We start from the raw sequence: 23088 nt of genomic DNA on the forward strand, positions 1-23088 counted from the left end.
CAGATCCACCCTGTACGTGCCGGATGAACGTGCAATGAACACTCACCCGTTGTACATGCCGCAGGTCAGCGCCGTGCCCGTGCAAGGCCCGCTCCACACCTCCGGGTGATCTCGCTCCGTTGGACTGCGCGGAGCCTGTGAGCGCCGTATCATCCCCGCCGGTCCGGGAGTTGGGGTCGATGGGCGTCCGGACCGTGTACGTGCCGCGCCCCGAACCCGCTCAGCAGGGACGACTCATGAACAGGGCCTGCTCCCCGGCGGCCGGGGTGCCGTCGTAGAGGGTCGTGTCGAGTCCGCACAGGGTGAAGCCCATCCGACGGTAGGCGTGCACGGCCGGGGCGTTGACCGTGCTGACCTCCAGCCACAGGTGCGCCGCGCCGCGCTCGCGGGCGAAGTCGGCGGCGAGCTCCATCAGGGAGCGGCCGATGCCGCGGCCGCGGTGGGTCGGGGCGATCTCGATGTCCTCGACGACCAGGCGGCGGTTCCAGGCGGAGTGGGCGACGGCGACGAAGCCGCACAGGACGCCGCCGTCGAGGGCGACGAAGGTCCGGCGGTCCGCGTCACCGGCGTCGTCGTCGCCGTCCGCTTCGTCGTCCGGCTCGTCGTCCTGCGGGAACACCTTGCGCACCGGCGGGTCGACCGGGACCTCGCGCAGGACGAAACCGTCCTCCGGGCTGGTCACTTCGAAGACGCTGCGGGTGACGAAGGACCCGTCGAGGGCCTCGATGGCGGCGCGGTCTTCGGGGCGGGCGGTGCGGTACGCGACGGACGGGTCGGCTGTGGTGGTCATCCCGCGACGGTACCCGCGCGGGCCGGCCCCCGGGCCCTTCCCGGGGAAGGGGGGCGGGGGCCGGCCCGGGCTCAGGCGTCGACCAGCGGGGAGGGCCGGGAGCTGCGCAGCGGGTGGGCGAGGTCGACGAGGGCGCGTTCCAGGCCGTGCAGGTGCGCGAGGGCGCCTGCCGCCTCCGGGGCGTGCGGGTGCTGCTCGGGGGCGGGGGCGCCGGGGCCGCCGGCGGTGAGGGCCTCGACGGCGGCCTCGACGCGCCAGCACGCGGCGGCCAGGCGGGCGTCGTGGGAGGCGTCCGGGTCGGCGGCGACGGCGACGAGTCCGCGCACCTCGCGGGAGCAGTCGTCGAGCAGGGCGATCACCCGGCGGGCGCGGGCCTTGCGGGCGGGGAAGGGGCTGAGCGGGTGGACGAGCGGGGCGAGCGCCATCCGGACGCGGGCGAGCAGGGCCTCCAGCTCGGCGGCGTGCGGGGCGGGGTCCGCGGTCGGTGAGCCGGCGAGGCGCGCGGTGGCCTCGGCGGTCGCGGCGTGCACGCGGCGCAGGGCCCGCTGGATCCAGGCGTCGTTGGTGGCGTGGGTGGTGACGGGGAGGATCAGGACCACGGCGAGCGCGGCGCCGATCGCGCCGACGGCGGTCTCCTGGAAGCGCAGGAGGAGCAGGCCGGGGTGCAGGACGCCGAGGAGGCCGTAGAGGAGCCCCGCCATGACGGTGACGAAGAACATCATCCAGGAGTAGGAGGGGGCCGCGGTGTAGAAGATCCCGAAGACGCAGACGGCGACGAGGGCGGCGGTGGGGGCCGGAGCTCCGTGCAGGGGGACGGCGATCAGCAGTCCGGCGGCGATGCCGATCACGGTGCCGAGGACCCGGCGGAAGCCGCGGACCAGGGTCTCGCCGCGCGAGGCGGTGTTGACGAAGATCCACCAGGCGGTGCCGACGGCCCAGTACCAGCGGTCCTCGGACAGGGCCTGGCCGATGGCCAGGGCGAAGCCGCAGGCGGCGGTGGCCTGGAAGGCCTGTCGGGTGGTGGGGCGGCGCAGCCCGGTGCCGGGCAGGCCGGGCGGGGCCGGGGCGGGCGGGGTGCGGCGTTCGATGGGCCAGAGCAGGAAGCGCACCGCGCCGGACGCGACGAGGGCCAGTCCGACGGCGGCGTACAGCTCGGGGAGCTGGGCGGGGACCGCGTGCAGGAACTGGGTGACGAAGAACATCATGAAGCCGAAGATGCCGAGGGCGTGGCCGCGCGGGCCCCAGCGGCGGGCGTATACCCCGGCGAAGACCACGGCGAGGAAGGCCGCGTCGCGCAGGGGCGGCGTCCCGTGGAGGGTGGTGGCGAGGGCCAGGACGGGGAAGCCGGCGACGGGCAGCAGGGCGGTGGTCACGCGCTGGGCGCGGACGGTGGGGTCCAGGACGGTGAACAGGGCCAGCAGCGCGGCGAGCCCGCCGGTGATGGAGGCGGTGAGGGAGAGTCCCGCCAGTTCGGCGACGGCGACGGCGAGTCCCACGCCGACGACCGCGCGCAGTGAGTTCCTGAGTCTCAGGCGCCCCGGGTCCGGAGCCACGAACATCCTCTTCACGGCGGTGTGCCGCCCCCCTCGCGATGGAGCACGCCGGGCCGCCTTCCGCCCGGGGGTGGTGGGCGGTGTGGGGGCACGGCGAAGGCGCCACGGTCCGGATCGGCCTCGTTGCCGTCCGGCGCCGCGTGGCGCCGTAAGTACATGGATGGTGCACAGAAAACCATCCGGGGGTGCTTTGGCTCAAGTGACGCGGTCATGGGTGGGCCATTGGTCCAGTCCGGGCGGGGGTTCCTCGGCCGGCGGCGGGCCAGTGGACGGCCGGCGGCGGAGCGGGCCGGCCCGGCCCCGCGTGCGGGGCCGGGCCGGTGCTGCGCGTGTTCGTCGGTCGGTCGGGTGTGCGTCAGCTCACGTCGAGGGCGACGTCGTCCACGACGAAGGAGGTCTGGAGCGACTGGTCCTCCACGCCGTTGAACTTCAGGGTGACGCTCTGGCCCGCGAAGGACGCCAGGTCGTAGGTCTTCAGGGTGTAGCCGGAGTTCGCGTCCACGTTGGACAGCGTCTCCAGGGTCCGGCCGCCGACGGAGACGGTGAAGCGGTCGTAGACCACGTTCTCGGTCTCGTCGGTGTCGATGTGCAGGTGGAAGGAGAGGCGGTACGAGGAGCAGCCGGCGGGCACGGTCAGCGTCTGGGCGGCGCTGTCGGTGCGCGGCGAGCCCCAGCCGTTGAGCCACGCCTTGTAGCTGCCGCCGTGCGGGGGCTGCCCGGCCTGGTTGGTGATCACGCCCGAGGTGGTGGTCCACGGGCTGGTGCCGCTCTCGAAGCCGCCGTTGACGACGAGCTGGCGCGGGGTGCAGGTGCCGCCCCCGCCGGTGACGGTCAGGGTGTAGGTGGTGGTGTGGCTGACGGTGCCCGCACCGGTGACGGTGAGGGTGTACGTGCCGGGTACGGCACTGGCGCCGACCTGCACGGTGAGGGTCGCGGAGTCGCCGGACTGGACGGAGGCGGGGCTGACGGAGGCGCTGACGCCGGCCGGGGCGCCGGAGACGCTCAGGGCGACGGTCTGGGGGCTTCCGCTGAGGGTGGTGGTGTTCACGGTGGCGGTGGTGGACCCGCCGGGGGCGGCGCTGCCGGCGGCGGGGCTGGTGGCGAGGGAGAAGTCGCGGGCGGGGGTCTCGCCGCCGACGGCCTGCTTCCAGATCGTGTGGGCGACGCCGTCGGCGCTGCGGTCCAGGACGGTGGCGTTGATGTTGTTCGTGGTGTCGCAGGCGCTGTGGTAGCAGGGGTCGTAGGCGGCGTTCGCGGTGCCGCCCCACTTGCCGGCCTGCGCCGAGGTCTTGCGGGCGGAGGCGCCGGCCGCGTAGCCGGAGGTGGGGATGCCGGCCTGCTGGAAGGAGTAGTCGTCGCTGCGGCCCTGTCCTTCGGTGTTCTCCTCGGGGGCGAGGTTCAGCGAGGTCCAGTAGGCCTTGAGCGGGGCGGCGGCGGTGGAGTTCAGGTTGTTGATGAAGTAGCCGCCGTTGGTGGAGCCCACCATGTCGAAGTTGTAGTAGGCCTTGATGGCGGTGCGCTGGGCGGCGCTCAGCTGGCTGACGTAGAACCGGGATCCGTTGAGGCCCTGCTCCTCGTCGGTCCACCACGCGAAGCGGACGTGCTTGGTGAGGGTGGGGTTGCGCTGGGCGAGGGCGAGGGCGTTCTCCAGCAGGGTCGCGGAGCCGGAGCCGTTGTCGTTGATGCCGGGTCCGGCCGACACGCCGTCGAGGTGCGCGCCGAACATGACGGTCTGGTCGGCGGGGCCGCCCGGCCAGTCGGCGATCAGGTTGTTCGACGGGTAGGTGCAGTTCGTGCAGGTCTGCTCGGTGACCGTGTAGCCGGCGGCCTGGAGCTTGCCCTTCACGTAGGCCAGCGACTGCGTGTAGCCGGCGCTGCCGGCCCGGCGGTGGCCGCCGTTCTGCGAGGCGATGGTGTTGAACTGGGTGAGGTGCGCGCGGACGGCCGCGACGTCGATGTTCGGCGGATCGTTGCCGGGCGTGGTGCCGCCGACGTTGAGCGCGAAGTCCACGGTGTGGGAGAGGGCGGTGCCCTGGCCCTTGACGACGACGGTGGACGCGCCCGGTGCCGCGTTGGCGGTGGCGGTCAGGGTGAGGACGGAGGACTGTCCGGCCTGGACGGTGGCCGGGTTGAAGGAGGCGCTGACGCCGGCGGGGAGGCCGGAGGCGGTCAGCGTCACCGACTGGGCGACGCCGGTGGTGACCGTCGTGCCGACGGTGGTGGTGAGGGAGGCGCCCTGCTGCACGGTGCCCGAGGCGGGGTTCAGCGCGAGCGAGAAGTCGTTGTTCTGCCCGCTCGGGGTGCAGGTGGGGTCGGCGGTCTGGGCGGGGACGGTGATGGCGTCCCAGGCGGCCTTGGTCTTGAGGAACAGCTCGCAGGTGGCGTCGAGCGACTTGGCCGAGCTGAGGGTGGCCGTGCGGTACTTCTTGTACGACATGCCGCTGGTCTTGAGGAGCATGCCGCCGTAGAAGATCTTGCCGGCGTTCTGGATGCCGACGCCGGTCAGCGTGCTCTGGTTGCAGGTGCTGCTGTTCGGCTTGCCCCCGCCGGGGCTGGTGCCCTCGGCGAGCAGGTAGAACCAGTGGTTGAGCGGGCCCGCGGCGGCGTGGACCTCGGTGCCGGGTATCGCGGAGCTGTAGCAGGCCGGGTCGTTGTTGACGGCCGGCGGGTTGTACATGTTGCGGATGGGGCCGCGGCCCTGGAGGTTGATGACCTCGCCGACGGTGTAGTCGGGGACGTCGTAGGGGGCGGGCTGGTTGACGTAGGCCTCGGTGAGCGCGCCGAAGATGTCGCCGGTGCCTTCGCCGAGTCCGGCCTCCTGGCCGCTGGTGCCGCCGGGGGTGTTGCTGTCGATGGCGTGCCCGTACTCGTGGGCCACCACGTCGATGCCGGCGATCCACTCGTTCGCGCTGTTGCGGCCGATGGTGACGGAGCTGCCGTCCCAGTAGGCGTTGAGGTCGCTCAGTCCGACCTTGGCCGGGAAGGATCGGCCGTTGCCGCTGACGCCGTTGCGGCCCAGCCACTGCCCGAGCATGTCCCACTGCTTCTGGGCGGCGAACATCAGGTCGACGCAGCCGGTCTCCTTGCTCGTGGGGTTGCCGGTGCCCCAGGAGTCGGAGGACTTGGTGAAGACCGTGCCGGTGCTGTAGTCGGCGCAGCTCAGTCCGGTGCGGTTCGGGTCGCGCAGGGTGTACGTGGAGCCGGAGTTGGTGGTGTCGATGGTGATCGGGCCGGGACCGTTCCACTTGCTGTTGCCGGTGCCCGCGACCACGTCGTCGTAGGTGTCGACCACCGCGCCGGTGCGGGCGTCGACGAAGACGTGCATCCTGCTGGGCGCGTGGTCGGTGCGGCCCGAGAGGACGGTCTCCCAGGCCAGGACCGGCTTGTCGTCCTTGAGGCGGACGACCAGGCGGCTGCTGTCGACCTTGTCGACGGCGGCCAGCCTGCCGCGCGAGGTGTTCTCGGCGGTCTTGGCGGTGACCTCGGGGGCGGTCGCCACGTCGATGCGGACGGCGGAGGCGGACTGCAGGGCGCGCACCCTGCCCGCTCCGTCGGCCAGGACGACGGCGTCGCCGCCGACGACCGGCAGGCCGCGGTAGCTGCGTTCGTAGGCGACCGAGTACAGGTCCTGCACCCAGGGGGTCACCAGGCGGCGCTCGTACTGTTCCTGGGAGGAGTTGACCAGGGTGTCCAGGCCGCTGCGGACGGCCTGGTCGGCGGCGGCGACGGCGCGCGAGGCGGGGGTGTCCTGCGCGGCGGCCCGTGGGGTGGGCTGGGCGGCCGAGGCGGTGGTGGCCGCCAGGGCGCCGGCGAGGCTCGCGGTCAGCGCCATCGCCGCCACGCTCGCCGTCCATCTGTTGGGGTGCACGTCCACTCCGTTCGTGGGGGGGGGTGAGTGCTCGTTCGCCGCAGTATGGGCGTGGACATGGCGAGATTGGGACATATCGGCAGGCATAAGGCCGGAGTTATGGTCGGCGGTGCGGCGCTCTCGTACGCTGCCGGGATGCAGCTGGAGTTGAGACATCTGCAAGCCGTCTGCCGGATCGCGGAAGCGGGCAGCCTGGGGGGCGCGGCACGCCGGCTCGGCGTGTCACAGCCGGCGCTCTCGGCCCAACTGCGGCGCATCGAGCGGGTCACCGGCGGGGAGTTGTTCGTCCGGGGCCGGGCCGGCGTCGAGCCCACGGCACTGGGCCAGTTCGTCCTCGCCAAGGCGCGCCGGGTGTTGAACGAGATGGACGCGCTGGGCGCGGAGGCCCGGGCGGTGGCCGACGGCACACCGCTGCGGCTGGGATGCATCCTGCTGGTGCTGCTCGACGGTCTCCTCGCGCAGACGGACCGGTCCATGTCCGGCCGGGAGATCACCGTCGACCTGGAGGACTCGGTGACGACGCTGACCCGGATGCTGGGCGCCGGGCGGTACGACGCCATCGTGTACGGGGAGGTGGGCGACCACGAGGTGCCGCTGCCGGAAGGCGCCCGGGCCCGGACCCTGGTCGCCAAGGAGCCGTTCTGCATCCGCGTCTCGGCCCGCCACCCGCTCGCCGCCCTGGACCGCATCGCCCTGCCCGACCTGGCCGGGGAGACCTGGATGGCCCTCGTCGAGGACGACGACGGCGGCCCCGAGGCCCTGTCCGCCGCCTGCGCCGCGGCGGGGTTCACCCCGCTGCTGCGCCACCGGATCACGGACCGCAAGATGCACTACGACCTGATCGCGGCGGGCCGGGCCGTCTCCCTGAGCCAGCCCACGGCCCCCGACGTTCCCGGCACGGTGATGCGACCGCTGGTCGGCTCCCCCGTCACGGGCCGCATCCGGCTCGCCTGGATGCGCTCCGCGCTGTCGGCGGAACAGGCGGCGCTGCTCTACCGCGCCGCCGCCCGGGCCCACCTCGCCAACGTCGGCAACCACCCCTTCCACCAGGCGTGGTGGAACGCCCACCCCGAGGCGCATCCGGCGCTCGACTGACCGGGCGCGCGGGCCCCGCCGGCCCCCGCACCGCACTGCGGTGGCCGCCGCCGGCGGGCGAGGCCACCATGGAAGGGTGCACGGCGAGACGGCGGACGTACTGGTCGCGGGTGCGGGCCCGGTGGGCCTGACCGCGGCGGTGGAACTGCGTCGGCGGGGGGTGGCCTGCCGCCTGGTGGACCGGCTGCCCGCGCGGCTGCCGTACGCGAAGGCCGTCGGCGTACAACCGCGCACGCTGGAACTGTGGGACCGCGCGGGCCTGGTCCGGGAGGCGCTGGAGGTGGCCGTCCCGCTGCGCGGGCAGCTCCTGTACGTGGGCGGCGTCGAACGCGGCCGGATCGAGCTCGCCCTGCCGCCCGAGGTGCCCTACGGGTTCGCGGCGATGCCGCAGTACGAGACCGAACGGATCCTGGAGGAGTTCCTCGCCCGGTTCGGGACCCGGATCGAGCGCGGCACCGAACTCGTCGGGTTCGCGCAGGACGCCGACGGGGTCACCGCCCGACTCCTGGGCCCCGACGGGGAGGAGGAGCTGCGCACCCGCTACCTCGTGGGCTGCGACGGGGCGCACAGCACCGTCCGCAAGGGGCTGGGCCTGGACTTCGCCGGCGGGGCCTTCCCCGAGGAGTACATGCTCGGGGACGTGGAGGTCGACTGGGACCTGCCCGACGGCTGGGCGCTGCGCTCCACGCACCTCGACCACCGCGACCGCCCCGACGACGTGTTGGTGTGCGTCCCGCTGCCCGGACCGGGGCGCTACCGGATGTCGATGATGGTGCCGCCCGAGCTGGCCCCCGCGCAGGCGCCCCCGGCCGGCGGGGACGGCGTCGTACACGGCCTGGAGGGCGACCGGGCCCCCGGACTCCCCCACATCCAGGCCGTTCTGGACCGGCTGTCACCGCAGCCGGTGACCGCGCGGAACCTGCGCTGGGCCTCCGTCTTCCGGATCAGCCACCGGATCGTGGACCGGTACGGGCGGGGCCGCGTCTTCGTCGCCGGGGACGCGGCGCACATCCATCCCCCGACGGGCGCGCAGGGCATGAACACCGGGATCCAGGACGCCTGGAACCTGGCCTGGAAGCTCGCGCTCGCCGTCGAGGGGTCCGCCCGCGCGGACCTGCCCGACAGCTACGACGCCGAGCGCCGGCCCGTCGGCGAGGAGGTGGTCGGGCGGACCGTGCGCCACGCCCGCGAGGGCATGGACGTCGACCCGGCGGACGCGACCACCCCGCTGCTGCGCGAGGCGCAGCTCCTGGTCGGCTACCCCGACGGCCCGCTCGTCCCCCCGGAACCCGACGGCGACGGGCCCGCCGGGCCCGGTCCGCGGCCCGGCGCGCGCGCCCCCGACTGCGGCGGGCTGCGCGGCGCGATCCCCGCCTTCCCCCTGCGCCTGCACGACCTGCTGCGCGACCGTGATCACGTGTTGCTGCTGTACACGGACGGCGCACCGGACCCCCGGCTCCCGGAACTCGCCGCGTGGGCGGCCGGGTTGCCGCCGGGACGGCTCACGGCGTACGCGGTCCTCACCGAGGGCGGGACCGCGCCCGCCGGGGCTGCCGCGTTCCCCGTGTACCGCGACGCCCGGGGCGAGTTCGCCCGCGCCTACGGGGTGAACGGGCCGACCGCGTTCGTGGTGCGCCCGGACGGCTACGTCGGCGCCCGCGTCCATCCTCCGACGGCCGAGGGCGTGGCCGCGTACCTGGCCCGCGTCTTCGCGGACTGACTCCCGCCGGCCGGCGCGCGGCGGGCATGCTGCACAATCGGCCTTTCGAAACGATCGACGGGGGCGGGAACGGCATGCGCGTGGTGGGTATCGGCGGAGCGGCACGGCGGGTGGCGGGCTTCGCCGTGGGTGCGGCCCTGGTGGCCGCGACGGCCGGATGCGCGGGGGGCTCGGAGCCCGCCGCGGCCGGGGCCCCGGCGACGCCGGCCGCGGCGGGCGGCGGTGCGAGCGCCGCCGCGAGCCCCTCGGCCCCGGCGAGCCCGAGCCCCGTCGGCACCCCGGGCCCGGCCGCGGACCGGCTGAAGGAACTGCTGGTGGCGCCGGCGACCCGGATCGGCCGCTACCAGGTCTCCGAGCCGGTCCTCGACGAGCCCTTCAGCGAGATGTACGAGGCCGTCCCGGTCGTGTGCACGCCCCTGAGCACCCTGAGCAAGGCGGGCCACACGGCCCAGGCGTACGGCACCGTGCTCGTCCCCGAGAAGCCGCTGGAGGTGGGCACGGCGATCCTGCTGCGCTCCTACCCGCACGAGACCGCGGCCAAGGCGGCCCTGGCCTCGCTGGCGGAGGCCGGCAGGCAGTGCGCGGGCGGCTACACCGAGGACCGGGCCCTGGCCGAGGCCAAGGTGCTGCGCGTCGAGGAGGTCAAGGCCCCCGCGATCGGCGACGAGGCCCGCGCCTACCGGATCGTGACGCAGGACCTGAAGGACGAGAAGATCTCCCTGTACCAGTACCTGACGGTGGTCCGCACCGGTTCGGTGACCCTGTCCTTCGACTCCAGCATCATCGCCACGCACGACTTCGGCGGGGTCCCGCAGGAGATCGTCACGGCGCAGTGGAAGAAGCTCTCCGAGGGACTCGCCGCCTAGGTGTACTGCCCAGGGCCCCTGGCGCCCGCGGCGCGCCGCGCTACGGCTCCTCGGTCGGCACGCACAGCACCGGCACCCGGGACAGGTGCAGGAGCTTGTGCGGGGTCGAGCCGAGCAGGGCGCCGCGCAGCGGGCTGTCGCCCCAGCTGCCGACGATGATGACCCGGCCCCCGTGGCGTTCGGCGGCGTCGAGCAGGGCCTGCGCCGGCTTCTCGTCGACCACCTCGACGGTCGAGGGCACCCCGGCCTCGTCGGCGGCGGCGACGGCCCGCGCGAGGGCGCTGCGCCCGGCCTGGCGGACGGCCTCCTGGTGGGCGCGGTACTCCTCCCCGCCGGAGCCGGGGGCGGCGGCGCCGTAGACGAGGACCAGCGGTTCCCCGAAGGCGGAGGCCACCTCCAGGGCCACCCTCAGGGCGCGTTCGGCGCCCGGTGATTCGTCGTATCCCAGGACCACGGACATCGGGTCTCCTCGGCTCCTCGGTCGTGATCGGGGTCGTGATCGGGGTCGTGGTCTGCCGCGCGTCAGGTCTTCCTGCGGTGCACCAGCGCCGGGTCGACGACGCCGCGCCGCTCCTGCCAGAACCGGCCGTCGCGGACCCGCCAGAAGCACATGAGGAGCACGCCGACGACGGCGATGCCGATCCCGATGACGAGCGGCGGCCCGAGTCCGAACCAGGCCACGCCGCCGGCCGAGTTCTCCGGGTTCGACATGTCGCCGATGGACTCGACGAGCAGCCAGGCCAGCAGACCGGCGCCGACGAGGGGGCCGACGCCGATCAGCAGCAGGTTGTGCGCGCTCTCCAGCAGGTGGCGGCGGTAGTAGACGGCGCAGGCCAGGCCGGTGAGCGCGTAGTAGAAGGCGATGAGCAGGGAGAGCGCCGTCAGGGAGTCCAGGAGGGCGTTCTCGCTGATCCGGTTGACGACGACGTACCAGGCGATGGCGATGCCGGCCACCCACCAGGTGCTGACCTCGGGGGTGCGGAAGCGCGGGTGGATGTGGGCCAGCCGCGGGGGCAGCGCGTGGCGGCGGGCCATGGACAGCGCGGTCCGCGAGGCGGGGATGATCGTCGTCTGGGTGGAGGCGAGCGCGGAGGTGCAGACCGCGAGGAGCACCACCCAGTCCCAGCCGCCCATGACCTCGTGGGCGAGGACGGCGAAGACGGCCTCCTCCTCGCCGGCGTTCTCGGCGAGGAATCGGGTGCCCGCGTAGGCGACGACCGCGTAGCCGACGGACAGGTAGGTGACCAGGAGGACCACGGTCGACCAGATGCCCGCCTTGCCGGGGGCGGTCGCGGAGTCGTGGACCTCCTCGGTGAGGTTCACGGCCGACTCCCAGCCCCAGTAGATGAAGACGCCGAGCAGCAGGCCGCCGGTGAGGGCGGTGCCGCCGGCGCCGAAGGGGTTGAGCCATCCGAGGGAGGGGGTGGTGCCGTCGAGGGTGTCGGTGCCGGCGTAGACCCGGTAGAGGGCGACCACGGCGAAGACCAGCAGGAAGAACACCTGGGCCAGGATCAGGACGTCCTGGAGGCGGGCGGACATCTCGGTACCGATGACGCAGACGGCGGTCATGGCGAGGATCACCGCGACCGTGAGGCCCTGGCGGATCCACTCGTTCGCGGCCCAGCCGTCGAGGCCGGCGGCGAGCAGTCCGAAGTGCACGGCCACGTCGGCGAGCGAGCCGATGACCAGGACGCCGGTCATCGTGATGGCCCAACCGCCGAGCCAGCCCGCCCAGGGCCCCATGGCGCGGGTCACCCAGGAGAAGGTGGTCCCGCAGTCCTGGTCGACCTTGTTCAGGTAGTAGAACGCGGCGGCGATCAGCAGCATCGGGACGAAGGACGCGAGCATCACGCCGGGCGCGTAGACCCCGGCCAGGGCCACGATGGGGCCGATGACCGCGGCCAGGGAGTAGGCCGGGGAGGTGGAGTTGAGGCCGATGACCAACGCGTCGAGGAAGCCGATCGCGTCCGCCTTCAGGCCGGGCTCGGCCTCGGGTGGGGGCAGCCGGTCGGCGGTGCCCCGGCCCGGCCCGCCGCCTGCGCCGTCGTCGTCCATGTAGGCATCGTCGGGTACGCGGCCCCGCCGCGCGAGGCGGGGCCGCCCGACGGGCGACGTGCGGCGGCCTCAGTCGATGGACTGGGCGAAGCGGAAGAAGCGGTGCGGGTCGTAGGTCCGCTTGACGCTCTGCAGGCGGGCGTAGTTGCGGCCGTAGTAGGCCTCGCGCCAGTTGGTGAGCGCCGGGTCCATGTAGTTCTGGTACGAGCGGCGGCTGGAGCGCGGGTAGAGGGTTCCGTAGCCGCCGTCCACCCAGGCCTGGGCCCGTTCGCGCTGCTCTCGGGCCGGGTCGGGGACGGTGAGCCCGACCTGGAAGCCCGCCTCGAACAGCACGTCGCGGTGGACGAAGGCGGTGGCGCCGGGCGCGACGTCGTTGATCCGGCCGCCGTAGGAGAACAGGCCCAGGAAGCGGAACTGGCCGGGCTGGGGGTCGGTGTGCAGGACGGCCAGCGCGGCTTCGGCCGTGGCGCGGCTCCACCGCTGGTTGAAGTAGACGTTGCGGTAGGTCGCGTAGTTCTCGCGGGGCAGGCGGGCGCGGGGTGAGTAGCCGATGCGGTGGCACTCCTCGACGGTGGCGTCCCAGCAGCCGTACACCTTCATCATGGCCCGCTGGTACGGGAGCTCCGTGACCTCGCGGCTCGCGGTGGGCCGGCCGGCGGCCCGGACGAGGCGGTCCAGGTGGCGGTCGGCGACGTTCTGCGCGCCCAGGTACGCGCCGGAGACCACGACGGTCGGGGCGGTGCCCTCGGGCGAGTCCTCGGGGAGCAGGACGAGCAGTTCGGAGGCCAGCTCGCGGGGGCCCTCGGTGATCCAGTCCTGCCAGGCGAGGATCACGTCGGCGGCGTGGGCCCCGTCGAAGGTGAGGTTGTACACGCTCATGGAGGGCACGGAGACGGGGCGCAGCTCGACGTCGGTGAGCACGCCGAAGTTGCCTCCGCCGCCCCCGCGCAGGGCCCAGTACAGGTCGGGGTGGGAGTCGGCGGACGCGTCGACGATCGAGCCGTCGGCCAGGACGACCCGGGCGGACACCAGCCGGTCGCTGCCCATGCCGAAGGCACGGGCGGTCAGTCCGAGGCCGCCGCCCTGGACCCAGCCGCCGACGGCGACGGTGGGGCAGGTTCCGGAGCCGAGCTGGAGGCCGAGGGGGGCGAGGGTGTTGAGGATGTCGACGCCCTGGCTGCCGGGGCCGAGGCGGACGGTGCCGCGGCCGGGGCGGATGGAGTTGAGCCGGGAGACGTCGATGACGAGGCCGGTGGTGGTCGAGTAGCCGGCCTGGCTGTGGCCGCCGCTGCGGACGGCGACGGGCAGGCCGTGGTCCTGGGCGAAGCGGACGCAGTGGACGACGTCGGCGCTGTTGGCGCAGTAGGCGACGGCCTGCGGGCGGATCACGTCGTAGCGCGCCATCTGGAGCTGCTTGGCCTGGTCGTAGCCGGCGTCGGTCGGCAGGACGAGGGTGCCGGTCAGCCGGGCGCGCAGGGTGGCGAGCGGGGCGGGACCACCGGCGAAGGCCGCGCCGGCGAAGGCCATGCCGGAGGCGGCGAAGGCGGTGGCGCCGGTCGCGGCGCCGGCTCTGAGGACGGTCCGTCTGCTGATCATGTGCGGGTCTCCGGGTTCTCGTGAAGGGCCGTGCGGGGTGGGTGGGTGGTGCGGGTGCGGGTGGTGCGGGTGCGGGTGGTGCGGGTGGTGCGCTCGGGGGCACGCCGGTTCGGGGCGTGCCCCTTCGCGGGGTTCGGGGGGTGGGTCGCGGGGGCCTCGGGGGGCTCGGGGGCGGACCTCGGGGCGGTGGCTCGGGCGTTGGCTCAGGCGGTGGCGGCGCGGCGGGTGCGGAAGGCCGGGTCCGCCTGGCGCAGGAGTTCCTCGGCGTCGTCCATCGGCGGCCTGATCCACTGGGCGGTCAGGGTCCGCTTGAGGGTCTTGGCCTCGGGGCCGGTCAGCCGTACGGTGCGTTCCCAGCCGGTGGTGGACACCGCGCCCGCGGCACCGAGGTCCAGGGTGGTGACGTAGGGGGCGGGGGCGAAGGGCAGCGGCGCGGCGCCGGTGAGGTCCGCGGCGGCGTTGTGCCCGGCGTGCTTGCCGAGCGGGATGGCGTACTGGCAGCTCGGCAGCGTGGTGTGGCCGGAGTCGGCGCGCGCGGCGGCGGTGTCCCCGGCCGCGTACACCCCGGGGACGCCGCGGACCCGCAGGAACGCGTCGACCTCCAGGCGTCCGAGCGCGTCCCGGCCGGCCGGGAGCAGGGCGGTCAGGGCGCTGGCGCGGACCCCGCCGGTCCACACGACGGTACGGGCGGGCAGCCGGGTGCCGTCGGACAGGACGGCGGCGTCGGGTTCGACCCGGGCCAACGAGGTGTTCAGCCGGGTTTCGACGTCGAGGGTCTCCAGCGCCCCGGCGATCACCGGGCGGGGCCCGGGGCCGAGGCCGGGCGCGAGGGTGTCGGCGCGTTCGAGGAGCAGCACGCGGACCTCGGCGGCGGCTCCGTGCGGGGCGGCGAGCGCCCGCAGCCGGCCGACGAGTTCGGTGGCCGTCTCCAGGCCGGTGAAGCCGGAGCCGACGACCACGGCCGTGTACCGGCCGGGCCCGGGGCCGAGTGCGGGCAGGCCGCGCAGGTGGGTGTCGAGGGCGGTGGCGGTCTCCAGGGAGTCCACGTCGAACAGCAGGTCGGCGCCGGGCAGGGCCGGTCTTTCCAGTCGGCTCCCGCTGGCCAGGACGAGCCGCTCGTAGCGCAGGCCGAGGGCGCGGCCGCTCGCGTCGAGGGCGGTGATCCGGCGCCCGTCGGTGTCGAGGCCCGTGACGGTCGCGGAGGTGCGGCGGACCCCGACGGGGCCCAGGACGCGGTCGAGCGGGACGCGCATGGTGTGGGGTTCGGCTTCGTACAGGCGCGGGCGCAGGACGAGGTCGTCCCCGGGGCTGACCAGGCCGACGCTGTGGTCGGCGCCCGCCGCGCGCAGGGCGCGGACGGCCGCGGCGGCGGCCCACACCCCGGCGAACCCCCCGCCGACGACGAGGATGTCCGGCATCGGCCTCAGCCTCCCGCGCGGGCGGCGTGGAGGGCGGCGGGCCGGGTGATCAGGTCCAGCAGGGCGTGCGCCTCGTCCACGGCCCCGACGGTCGCGGGGTCGGCGCCGGGGCCCGTGAGCAGGGGCAACAGGGATCCCAGCAGGCCGGCCAGGCGGCCGTCGTTCTCGTGGATCAGGGTCATGGTCCCCTCGGCGAGCGCGGCCCGCACCCGGGGGGCGGTGAGGGTGCCGTCGCCGGCGGAGGCGGTGAGCAGCAGCTCGCAGAGCCGGTGTTCGAGGGGCGTGGGCGTCCAGTGGGCGGCCTCGATGTCCTTGCGCAGGGCCCGGACGAGGACGCGGACGCGGTCGGGTGCGGCGGTCCGCGACGCGGGGGTGCGGCGGGCCGTGGCGGAAACGTGCTGGTTCATGTGGGTCAGCGTGGGGGGCCTCGCGCAGGGCGTGACCAAGAACCGGCAAGGACCGGGAAGGGCGGGCGGGTGTGGCCGGTTATCGGCCGGCGCCCGGCGCCCCGTTGGTGTCGACGGCGAAGTGCAGGGCCCTGATGGTCAGCGCGTGCCGGTGGTAGAACCGGTGGGCGCGCTGGTTGGTGACGCCCGAGTCCAGTTCGATCCGTACGCAGTCCCGGGCGCGGGCCAACGACTTCAGCTCGTCGAGGAGCCGTTCGCCGATGCCCGCGGAGCGCAGTCGGGGGTCGGTGACGAGGTCGTCGACGAACAGCACCCGGCCGCGGCTGGTGGCGAGGACGCGGTGGCCGGCGACGCCGAGGCAGCGGTCGGACTCGTCGTAGGCGGCGGTGAACTCCAGGCCCTGTGCCTGGGCTTCGGCGCTGAAGCGCTCGAAGCCCTCGGCGTCGAGCGCGGGCCGCAGGGTCCTGATGAGCGGGCCGACGTCGGAGCCGATCCTGGGGTCGCCGGCGGGAAGCCGGCGCAGGGTCACGGGCGTGGTCATGTCGGCAGGCTAGGAGGGTCGGCCGGACGGGCGCTGGAGCGCCGACCGCGTGCGACTTGACGTGTTCCGACGGGACTTGACGGAACCGGGACGGCCGGCGGGGGCGCCGGGGCGGGGAGGTGACACACCAGCGCCGGGGAGGTGACGGACCTCGGGCGTTGATCGGCTCCGGCCACCCCGGGGCGCCTTTTCGCCACCAGACTCCGGGACATGCGAGCTGCCTACATAGATGAACTCGGCCCTCCGGACGTCATCCGCCACGGCGAACTGCCCCCGCCCGTGCCCGGAGACGACGAGGTGCTGGTCGACGTCGAGGTCACGGCCGTCAACCACGTGGACACCTTCGTGCGTTCGGGTGCCTGGCGGACGCCGGTGCCGTTCCCCTTCGTCATCGGGCGGGACCTGGTGGGCACCGTGGTGGCGGCGGGCCCGGAGGCGCCGGGCTTCGCCCCGGGCGACCGGGTCTGGTGCAACAGCCTCGGGCACGCGGGCCGGCAGGGCGCGGCGGCGGAGCGGGTGGTCGTCCCCGCGGACCGGCTGTACCACCTGCCGCCGGGCGTGGACGCCGTCGACGCGGTGGCCCTCGCCCATCCCGCGGCCACCGCCCACCTGGCCCTGTTCACGCACGGGCGGGTCCGGGCCGGCGAGACGGTGCTCGTCCTCGGGGCCGCCGGGAACGTGGGCAGCGCCGCGGTGGTGATGGGCGTACGGGCGGGTGCCCGGGTGATCGCGGTCGCCTCCGGGCGGGACGCCGCGTACGTCCGCTCGCTCGGCGCCTCGCACGTGGTCGACTACCGGACGCAGGACGTGCCGGCCGAGGTGCGACGGTTCGCGCCGGACGGGGTGGACCTGCACATCGACACCTCGGGCCGCAACGACCTGGAGACGGCGGTGGACCTGCTGGCCTCGCGCGGCCGGATCGTGATCCTCGCGGGGCTGCGCACGCGGCCGGTGCTGCCGGCCGGGGCCCTGTACCTCCAGGACCGTTCGGTGCACGGGTTCGCCATCTCCCACGCCCGGGCCCCGGAGCTGGCCGACGCGGCGGCGAACATCAACCGGCTGCTGGCCGAGGGGGTGTTGAAGCCGCACGCGACCGAGGTGCTGCCGCTGAGCGAGGCGGGTACGGCGCACCGCCGGCTCGACGAGGGTCGGGTGCGCGGGAAGCTCGTCCTGCGCGTCTCCTGAAACCACCGCGAACCCCCGGAACCTCCCCTGAGAATTCATTCCCTCTTGCGATGCACTTCCCCGGAAAAACGAACCTGACGGATCTCGTTTTCGCCCGTTGACCGCCCCGATGGATAAAGACAGGATTTCAGCCATGACGAACATCATCGAAACCTCCCCGCTCTTCGAACTCGACGCCCGCATTCACGTGAACGCCACCCCCGAAGAGGTCTACGCGGTCGTCAGCGACCTGCCGCGCAGCGCCGAGTGGAGCCCGGAGTGCATGGGCGGCGAGTGGATCTCCGGCGAGCCGTCGCAGGTCGGCTCCATCTTCCGCGGCGAGAACCTCCGCAGCGAGCAGGTCGTCGCCTGGGCCCCGCTGGTCCGCGGCACCTGGTACACCGACGCCCGCGTCACGGCGGCCGAGCAGGGCCGGACCTTCCGCTGGATGATGCTGACGCACGCCCAGGAGGACCAGGAGAGCATCTGGGGCTTCGACGTCGAGGCCGACGGCTCGGGCACCACGCTCACCCACCACTTCCGCATGGGCAAGGCGACCGCCGGCATCCACAAGATCGTCGCCGACCTCGACGAGGACGGCCGCAGGCGTTTCGTGGAGGACTGGACCGCGAAGCTGGAGAAGGACCTCGACGCCACTCTCGTCCGCATTCGGGACGTCATCGAGAAGGGCTGAACGGAATCGGGTTCCCGCCGGCGGGAATCCCGTTCCTCGACGGCCTGCACATGACCACCGAATTTCTTCGAAGATCCCCGTAGAGAATTCGCCACCGGGAATTCAAACACGAGAGAGTGACGGATGTTTCTCCAGCGCATAGGTAACAAGGGAATTCGCCTCGGCACGCTGTTCGACCGCGCCGCCGCCCGGCACCCCGGCAACTTCGTGGTCCTCGACCACGACCTCGACATCGCCCCGGAGTTCGGTCGGCGGGCCACGCTCACCGAGGTGTCCGAGCTGGTGGCCGAACTGGCCTCCCGACTGTGGTCGGTGGAGGTCCGCCCCGGCGACCACGTCGTGGTGCACAAGGGCGACGGCTTCGACATCACCCTGCTGGCCTGCGCGATCGCCCGCATCGGCGCGGTCCCGGTCCTGCTGTCGCCCAAGCTCGACGGGGCGACGGTCGCCGAACTGCTGCGCCGCGTGGGACGGCCCTTCCTGGTGACCGACCAGGAGAAGCTGGAGAACTCGCTGCCGGCCGAGGTGCTCACCCTCTCCCGCAAGGTGCTGCTCGCCTCCGGCGAGTTCGACGGCGCGACCACCTTCGCGTCGCTCGCCGGAGCCCCCCGGGTGCCGGCGGTCGCCATGCCTGCCGACCACCCCACCCTGATCACGCACACCTCCGGCACCACCGGCACCCCGAAGCTCGCCGTGCACACCGGCACCAGCTTCCAGGCCCGCTACCGGCCGCAGGCGACCGTCGTCGCCTCCGCGGTCCGGCGCAGCGAACCGATCGCGGTGCACGTGTCGTTCGTCCACTCGCGGATGTTCACGGCGATGCCCATCGCCGTCCTCCAGGGACACCCCCTGATCGTGCTGCGCGACGACGACCCGGAGACGGTCGGCGAGCTGTTCAGCCAGGTGCCGCCCGGCTTCATCGAGGCGCACCCCAACACCTTCCTGCGCTGGGAGGTGCTCGCCGAGGACCCGCGCCGGCCGCTGGCCAACGTCAAGTACTTCTCCAGCACCTTCGACGCGATCCACCCCCGGACCGTCAACCGGTTGCTCCAGGCCTCCGCCCGCAAGAACCGCCGCTTCGCCCAGGCCTACGGCCAGAGCGAGGTCGGCCCGATCGCCGCCCGTACGTACTCCCCCAAGGACGGCGCCGACTTCAACGGCCGCTGCATGGGCGTCCCCTTCCCCGGCATGACGGGCGTACGGGTCGTCAGCCGCGACGGCAACCCGCCGGACCGGGACAACCCGGGCTGGATCGAGGTCCGCAGCGACGGACGGATCATCAGCTACCTCGGCGAGCACGCGCGCTGGGAGAAGCAGGTCAACGACGGCTGGTGGCGCATGGGCGACGTCGGCTACCGCACCAAGTGGGGTTGCCTGCACCTGCTGGACCGCGAGGTCGACGAGATCCCGGGGGTCCGCAGCACCCTGGAGATCGAGGACAAGCTCTTCACCCGCGTGCCCGAGCTGGTCGAGGTCATCATCATCCCCGGCCCCGACGGCACCGCCGTGCCCGTGGTGAGCACCCGCGACGACAAGCCGCTCGACGCGGTCGCCTGGAAGGCGGCCGTGGCCGACCTGCCGCCGTTGGCAGAGCCCGTGCAGTGGCGGCTGGAGGACCTTCCGCAGACCGCCACCACCAAGATCAAGCGCCTGGAGCTGGCCCGCCTGCTCGGCGACCGGGAATCCGCCCACTGACGCCTCGCGCACCGACGCGGGAAAGGAGCACCCCCACATGACTGCCAAGAAGAGCCGGATCGAGCTCGCCGTCATCGGCGCCGGGCCGCGCGGACTGTCGGTCCTGGAGCGGCTGATGGCCGCCGAGCGGACCGCGCCCTCGCGCGAAGCCGTCGTCATCCACGTCGTGGACCCCTCGGCGCCGGGCGCCGGGACCGTGTGGCGCACCGCCCAGTCCCGGCAGCTGCTGATGAACACCGTCGCCTCGCAGATCACCGTGTTCACGGACGACAGCGTGCGCATCGACGGCCCCATCGAGCCGGGGCCGAGCCTCTACGAGTGGGCGCAGGGCCTGGCGCTGCTCGGCGACCGCGAGAGCCACGACGAGGCCACCCTCGCCGAGGCCCGCCGGATGGGCCCCAACACGTACCCGACGCGGGCCTTCTACGGGACCTACCTCGCCGACTGCTTCCGGCGGGTCGTCGAGGGCGCCCCGGGCCACGTCACCGTGCACGTGCACCGCACCCGGGCCGTGGCCATGGCCGACACCCACGGCGTGCCCGGCGGCCCGCAGGGCGTCCGACTGGAGGACGGGGTCCGCCTGAACGCCCTGGACGCCATCGTGATGGCCCAGGGGCACGTGGCGGCCCGACTGACCAGCCGCGAGGCCCGCACCGCGAGCCTGGCCCGGATCCACCACCTGACGTACCTGACCCCGGCCAACCCGGCCGACCTCGACCTGAGCGGCATCCAGGCCGGCCAGAACGTCCTGCTGCGCGGTCTGGGACTGAACTTCTTCGACCACATGGCGCTGCTGACGGCGGGCCGCGGCGGGGAGTTCGTCCGCGAGGGCGAGCGGCTCGTCTACCGGGCCTCGGGGCAGGAGCCCCGGCTGTACGCCTTCTCCCGGCGCGGGATCCCTTACCACGCGCGCGGCGAGAACGAGAAGGGCGCCCACGGGCGCTACCACCCGAGGCTGCTCACCCCCGAGTTCATCGCCGCGCTCAAGCGCGACGCCGCGGACGGCACGCCCGTCACCTTCGGCGGCGACCTGTGGCCGTTGATCTCCCGCGAGGTCGAGAGCGTCTACTACGCCACCCTCCTGGAGCGGCGCGGACGGGCCTCGGCGCGCGAGGCGTTCACCGAGGCCTACCTCGCGCTGGAGCCCGACGCCGACCCGGCGCCCCTGCTGGCCGGCCACGGCATCGAGGCGGCGGACCACTGGGACTGGGAGCGGCTCTCGCGCCCGTACGGCGACCGGGAGTTCACCGGCCGCGAGGACTTCACGGCCTGGCTGCTGGAGTACCTGGCGCGCGACGTCGTCGCCGCGAAGGAGGGCAACGTCAGCGGTCCCGTGAAGGCGGCCCTCGACGTCCTGCGCGACCTGCGCAACGAGATCCGCCTCGCCGTCGACCACGGCGGGTTGGAGGGCACCTCGCACCGCGACGACCTGGAGGGCTGGTACACCCCGCTCAACGCCTTCCTGTCGATCGGCCCGCCGGCCTCGCGCATCGAGGAGATGGCCGCGCTGATCGAGGCCGGTGTCCTGACGATCCTCGGCCCCGGCGTGCAGGTGCGCATCGACACCACCGCGCAGCTCTACGTCGCCGAGTCCTCCGTGGTGCCCGGCCCGGCGATCCGCGCGACCGCGCTGATCGAGGCCCGACTGCCCGAGCCGGACCTGCGGCGCACCGCCGACCCGCTGCTGCGCCACCTGCTCGACACCGACCAGGCGACCCCGTACCGCATCGAGGCCCAGCAGGGCGGCAGCTACGAGACCGGCGGCCTCGCCGTCACCGAGCGGCCGTTCCACATGCTCGACGCGCGCGGCCGGGCGCACCCGAGGCGGTTCGCCTACGGGGTGCCCACCGAATCCGTGCACTGGGTGACGGCGGCCGGCATCCGTCCGGGCGTCGACTCGGTCACCCTCGGCGACTCGGACGCCATCGCCCGCGCGGTGCTGTCGCTGCCGACGGTCACGCACGTGCCCACCGGGCTGGCGCCGGTGGACGCGGGCACCGACCTCACGGGAGTGATCGTCTGATGCCGGGCGGCCTGGGCGGTACGGGCGGGCTGCGCCTGGTGGGCGCGGCCGGGTCCACGGGGCCCGCCGGCTCCCGCGGCGCCGGGGGCGTCCGGGCGACGGGAAGTCCCGACGGGGTCGCGACCGCGGCCGGTCCGACCGGCCCGGCCGTCGCCCCCGACGCGGGGCTCCTGTCACCGGTGCGCGCCGGCACCCCCGTCGAGGCGGCGACCGGCGACCCGGCCTGGCTCCAGGCCATGCTGGACGCCGAGGCCGCCCTCGCCCGGGCCCAGGCCCGGCTGGGCACCCTGCCGTGGCCGGCCGCCGACGCCATCACGGAGGCGGCCCGCGCCGAACGGCTGGACCTGCGCGCCCTGGCCCTGGCAGCCCGGGAGACCGCGAACCCGGTCGTCGGGCTGGTCCGGGCGCTGACGGCGGTGGTCGCCTCCGACGCCCCGGAGGCCGCCGAGTACGTCCACCGGGGCTCCACCAGCCAGGACATCTTCGACACCGGGGCCATGCTGGTGGCGTTCCGCGCCCTGGCCCTCGTACGGGACGACCTGGAACGCACCGCCAAGGCGCTGGCCGTCCTCGCCGGGGAACACCGCGACACCCTGATCGCGGGCCGGACCATGGCCCTCCAGGCCGTGCCGACCACCTTCGGTCTGAAGGCGGCGGGCTGGCTGCGGCTGGTCAAGGAGGCCGAGCAGCGCCTGATCCGGGTCCAGGAGCAGGGACTGCCCGTCTCCCTGGGCGGCGCGGCCGGCACGGTGGCCGGGTACGTCCAGTACGCGGTGCTCGACGCCGCGGACGGCCCCGGCGGCCTGCACGAGCCGGGCTCCTACTACGACCGGCTGACCGCCGCGTACGCCGCCGAGACGGGTCTGGCGCGGCCGGTGCTTCCCTGGCACAGCCTGCGCACCCCGCTCGCGGACCTGGCGGCGGCGCTGGCCTTCACCGCGGGCGCCCTCGGCAAGATCGCCGTGGACGTCCAGGGGATGGCCCGCACCGAGGTCGGCGAGGTCGCCGAGCCGGGCGGCGCCGGACGGGGCAGCTCCTCCGCCATGCCCCACAAGCGCAACCCCGTGCTGTCCACGCTGATCCGCAGCGCGGCCCTCCAGGTGCCGGCGCTCGCGGGGGCCCTGACGGCCTCGCTGGTGTCGGAGGACGAGCGCTCGGCGGGCGCCTGGCACGCCGAGTGGCTGCTGCTGCGCGAGTGTCTGCGCCTGGTCGGCGGGGCCTCGTACACCGCGGCCGAGCTGGCCGAGGGGCTGGAGGTCCGGCCGGACCGGATGCGCGCCAACCTCGACCTGACCGGTGGCCAGGTCGTCTCGGAGCGGGTCGCCGCCGTCCTCGCACCCCGGTTGGGCAAGGCCGAGGCGCGGAGGCTGCTGAACGAGGCCGCCGCCACGGCCGCCGACGAGGGCCGGCCGCTGGCCGAGGTGTTGGCCGGCTCCGCCGAACTCGTGGGGGTGCTGAGCCCCGAGGCCGTGGCCGCCCTGTGCGACCCGGCCGGGTACACCGGCGCGGCGGGCGCCCTCGTCGACCGGGCGCTGCGGTCCTGACCGTCCCCGACGGCCCCGTCCCCGCCCGGCGTGCCGTGCGGACCCCGTCCGGTCCGCAC

The 23088-nt window shown here is 74.1% G+C and carries 17 protein-coding genes; 8 read left to right on the forward strand and 9 right to left on the reverse strand.

Annotation, left to right across the window (positions count from 1 at the left end):
- Positions 1–220: 220 nt before the first annotated feature.
- The 3 genes from ACZ6ZI_RS07400 to ACZ6ZI_RS07410 all read right to left on the reverse strand — a co-directional run bounded on the left by ACZ6ZI_RS07400 (position 221) and on the right by ACZ6ZI_RS07410 (position 6175).
- A complete protein-coding gene (locus ACZ6ZI_RS07400; protein ID WP_469517333.1) occupies positions 221–790 on the reverse strand; it encodes a GNAT family N-acetyltransferase in 570 nt (189 codons plus the stop codon).
- 71 nt (positions 791–861) lie between these two features.
- Positions 862–2349 (reverse strand): FUSC family protein, encoded by a 1488-nt coding sequence (locus ACZ6ZI_RS07405; protein ID WP_469517687.1) that lies wholly within the window; start codon positions 2347–2349, stop codon positions 862–864.
- A 349-nt stretch (positions 2350–2698) separates the two neighbouring features.
- On the reverse strand, positions 2699–6175 hold the full coding sequence (locus ACZ6ZI_RS07410; RefSeq protein WP_469517690.1) for a M28 family peptidase: 3477 nt from the start codon (positions 6173–6175) through the stop codon (positions 2699–2701).
- A 171-nt stretch (positions 6176–6346) separates the two neighbouring features.
- Here ACZ6ZI_RS07410 and ACZ6ZI_RS07415 point away from each other — a divergent pair, with 171 nt between their 5' ends.
- The 3 genes from ACZ6ZI_RS07415 (at position 6347) to ACZ6ZI_RS07425 (ending at position 9892) form a co-directional block, all read left to right on the forward strand.
- A complete protein-coding gene (locus tag ACZ6ZI_RS07415) occupies positions 6347–7306 on the forward strand; it encodes a LysR family transcriptional regulator (protein ID WP_469517336.1) in 960 nt (319 codons plus the stop codon).
- A 76-nt stretch (positions 7307–7382) separates the two neighbouring features.
- Positions 7383–9026 (forward strand): FAD-dependent monooxygenase, encoded by a 1644-nt coding sequence (locus ACZ6ZI_RS07420; protein ID WP_469517339.1) that lies wholly within the window; start codon positions 7383–7385, stop codon positions 9024–9026.
- A gap of 74 nt (positions 9027–9100) precedes the next feature.
- Positions 9101–9892, forward strand: coding sequence for a hypothetical protein (locus ACZ6ZI_RS07425; protein WP_469517342.1), 792 nt, complete (start codon positions 9101–9103; stop codon positions 9890–9892).
- A gap of 40 nt (positions 9893–9932) precedes the next feature.
- Here the strand turns inward: ACZ6ZI_RS07425 and ACZ6ZI_RS07430 are convergent, their stop codons facing one another.
- From ACZ6ZI_RS07430 to ACZ6ZI_RS07455, 6 genes are all read right to left on the reverse strand, one after another.
- Positions 9933–10352 carry a universal stress protein gene (locus ACZ6ZI_RS07430; protein ID WP_469517346.1) on the reverse strand — a complete coding sequence of 140 codons (420 nt, stop codon included), beginning with the start codon at positions 10350–10352 and terminating at the stop codon, positions 9933–9935.
- A 62-nt stretch (positions 10353–10414) separates the two neighbouring features.
- Positions 10415–11947 carry an APC family permease gene (locus ACZ6ZI_RS07435; protein WP_363054270.1) on the reverse strand — a complete coding sequence of 511 codons (1533 nt, stop codon included), beginning with the start codon at positions 11945–11947 and terminating at the stop codon, positions 10415–10417.
- Positions 11948–12016: 69 nt separating this feature from the next.
- On the reverse strand, positions 12017–13543 hold the full coding sequence (locus ACZ6ZI_RS07440; RefSeq protein ID WP_469517349.1) for an FAD-binding oxidoreductase: 1527 nt from the start codon (positions 13541–13543) through the stop codon (positions 12017–12019).
- Between the two features lie 203 nt (positions 13544–13746).
- Complete coding sequence (locus tag ACZ6ZI_RS07445; protein WP_469517352.1) at positions 13747–14961, reverse strand: NAD(P)/FAD-dependent oxidoreductase; 1215 nt, start codon at positions 14959–14961, stop codon at positions 13747–13749.
- Between the two features lie 5 nt (positions 14962–14966).
- Entirely contained in the window at positions 14967–15368 is a 402-nt protein-coding gene (locus ACZ6ZI_RS07450) for a hypothetical protein (protein ID WP_469517355.1), read from the reverse strand.
- 79 nt (positions 15369–15447) lie between these two features.
- Positions 15448–15909 (reverse strand): GNAT family N-acetyltransferase, encoded by a 462-nt coding sequence (locus ACZ6ZI_RS07455; RefSeq protein WP_469517358.1) that lies wholly within the window; start codon positions 15907–15909, stop codon positions 15448–15450.
- 210 nt (positions 15910–16119) lie between these two features.
- On the opposite strand from ACZ6ZI_RS07455, the gene ACZ6ZI_RS07460 reads away from it, so the two are divergent.
- From ACZ6ZI_RS07460 to ACZ6ZI_RS07480, 5 genes are all read left to right on the forward strand, one after another.
- A complete protein-coding gene (locus tag ACZ6ZI_RS07460) occupies positions 16120–17094 on the forward strand; it encodes an NADPH:quinone reductase (protein WP_469517361.1) in 975 nt (324 codons plus the stop codon).
- A 133-nt stretch (positions 17095–17227) separates the two neighbouring features.
- Positions 17228–17767 carry an SRPBCC family protein gene (locus ACZ6ZI_RS07465; RefSeq protein WP_363054276.1) on the forward strand — a complete coding sequence of 180 codons (540 nt, stop codon included), beginning with the start codon at positions 17228–17230 and terminating at the stop codon, positions 17765–17767.
- A gap of 123 nt (positions 17768–17890) precedes the next feature.
- A complete protein-coding gene (locus ACZ6ZI_RS07470) occupies positions 17891–19462 on the forward strand; it encodes a class I adenylate-forming enzyme family protein (protein WP_469517365.1) in 1572 nt (523 codons plus the stop codon).
- Positions 19463–19499: 37 nt separating this feature from the next.
- Positions 19500–21485: an FAD/NAD(P)-binding protein gene (locus tag ACZ6ZI_RS07475; RefSeq protein WP_469517368.1), complete on the forward strand. Its 1986-nt coding sequence runs from the start codon at positions 19500–19502 to the stop codon at positions 21483–21485.
- Positions 21485–23029: a nitrosuccinate lyase gene (locus ACZ6ZI_RS07480; RefSeq protein WP_469517371.1), complete on the forward strand. Its 1545-nt coding sequence runs from the start codon at positions 21485–21487 to the stop codon at positions 23027–23029. The genes ACZ6ZI_RS07475 and ACZ6ZI_RS07480 overlap by 1 nt, the downstream gene beginning before the upstream one ends.
- The last annotated feature ends 59 nt before the right edge of the window (positions 23030–23088 follow it).

Source organism: Streptomyces sp. NPDC103540, from assembly GCF_055584445.1.